At 48.3% G+C, this 1,704-nt stretch carries 2 protein-coding genes; both read left to right on the top strand.

Features of this window, described 5'->3' with window-relative positions; translation table 11 throughout:
• Nucleotides 1–196 precede the first annotated feature (196 nt).
• A complete protein-coding gene (locus QP888_RS10945) occupies nucleotides 197–559 on the top strand; it encodes a DoxX family protein (RefSeq protein WP_284813587.1) in 363 nt (120 codons plus the stop codon).
• Entirely contained in the window at nucleotides 559–1,659 is a 1,101-nt protein-coding gene (locus tag QP888_RS10940; RefSeq protein WP_284813588.1) for an AMP-binding protein, read from the top strand. The genes QP888_RS10945 and QP888_RS10940 overlap by 1 nt, the downstream gene beginning before the upstream one ends.
• Nucleotides 1,660–1,704: the final 45 nt, after the last annotated feature.

The following is a 1,704-nucleotide window of genomic DNA, read 5'->3' as shown; positions in this document are numbered from 1 at the left end:
ACCACCAGCAGAAAAGAAATAGCTGCCTAATCATTAGGTAGCTCCACTACGTGTCCACGATTTGCGGGCAACCCCAATCAGGGGTAGTATGTTTGCCGTTTTGGGAGTAAACTCACAACTGTGTTCCCGGTAAAGGGGAATTGTTTCCCTTTGGGAAATCAGCTAAATTTAAGGCTTTTCTTAGAAAGGTGACCAAATGAGTTCACTTGCAGTAGCTGGCAGCTACCTACTGGCCGCAGTCCTTGCCGGCGATGCACTGATGTCGATTAAGCCACCGAAGTTCATTAGCCGATGCTTAAGTGGCGTCAATTTTCCTAAAGACTGGTGGTGGGCGTTAATCGGAATCAAGTTACTCGCAGCAGTAGGCCTAACTGCCGGAGCTGCTATCGGTGATGCTTCGGTTACGACAACAGTGTCTGTAGGCGTACTTGGATACTTCATCTTCGCCATCATCGCCCACATTAAAGCAAGCTTCCTCAAGCAAGAATTCTGGATTAATTGTCTCGGTATGACGGCACTCAGCGCTGTAGTTCTCGCTCTTAATGCAGCAGCAATGTGATGATTTCTGCATTGAAGTTGAGGCAGGATCCTAGCCCGCATCTAAGTAAGTTGTTCAACTCCGAGTACCCCAGCAGCGCAACCTTTTTAGTGGACACCCCTACGAGTGTTTTACCCAAGAAAAATCGTCGTTATACTGCCGGTGATTTGGATGCCCGCGCTAACGAAATAGCTAATGTCATCCAACGAACAACAGGGGAAGCTTCGCTGGGTGACCGAATCTTCCTCATTAAAGAGAATCATTTCGATGTCATTGTTCTAGCAGTAGCCATTTCTCGAGCAGGTTTTGTCCCTGTAGTCGTATCCGATTCGGCATCCGATGATGACTTCCAAACATTAGCTGCAAAGTCAAACCCAAAGCTCGTTCTAGTTGGTGGCCGATTTCATACTTATACGGATCATCAAATTCAAGCGCTCAACATGGAAAGTCCGCTTTTGTCAGTACAGGATCTGGCCTCCCTATCCGACAATGAAGAAATACCTGTTCACGGCTCTCAAACATCTGCACCCCAAGACAGCCATGCACTGATGCTTGTAACGCACAGCTCTGGCACAACGGGCTTACCTAAATTGGTATGCCATTCAGCCAGTTCAATGCGAGGAGCAACGGAAGTTGAGCTCTCGAATATTCCTTTTCTGCAGATCCGGCGCAAGGACATTGTGGTTGCAAATATTTCTTTCTTCCACTCTCGTGCCTTTTGTTGGGCATTCGCACAGCTGAAGTGGCAACCCAAGCTCTCCTGCGCAATAGGCTCGTATGATTATACTGTCATGCAGACCGCTCTTCACGGCTTGCGGCCAACTATTTTCGAATCCTTACCGAATGTAATGGCGAGAAATCTTTGGATACTCAAGGAGCAGCCGGGCCTATTTTCGCAAATTCGGGTGTTCCTAAATACGTACGATATGATGCATCCCTCTATCGCGAGAGATTTCATGCATGCAACACGAAATCGCGCCGCTATCTGGCTACATAGCTGGGGGCAAAGCGAAATTGGCCCCATTGCTGCAGGCTTCTACTCCAGAAGACGGCTTCTTAACCGCAAGCGTCCACTCTCGGATATGAACACTGGTGTGGGCGGGGTTTTTCGGACCGGATGACTTAACATAGGAGACCATAACGACCGACCAGGTCAGAAAGATATG

It is taken from the genome of Corynebacterium sp. MSK297, from assembly GCF_030232885.1.
Lineage (GTDB): Bacteria > Actinomycetota > Actinomycetes > Mycobacteriales > Mycobacteriaceae > Corynebacterium.
The sequence above is the reverse complement of the archived record's forward strand: the minus strand, read 5'-3'. Positions and strand labels throughout refer to the sequence as shown.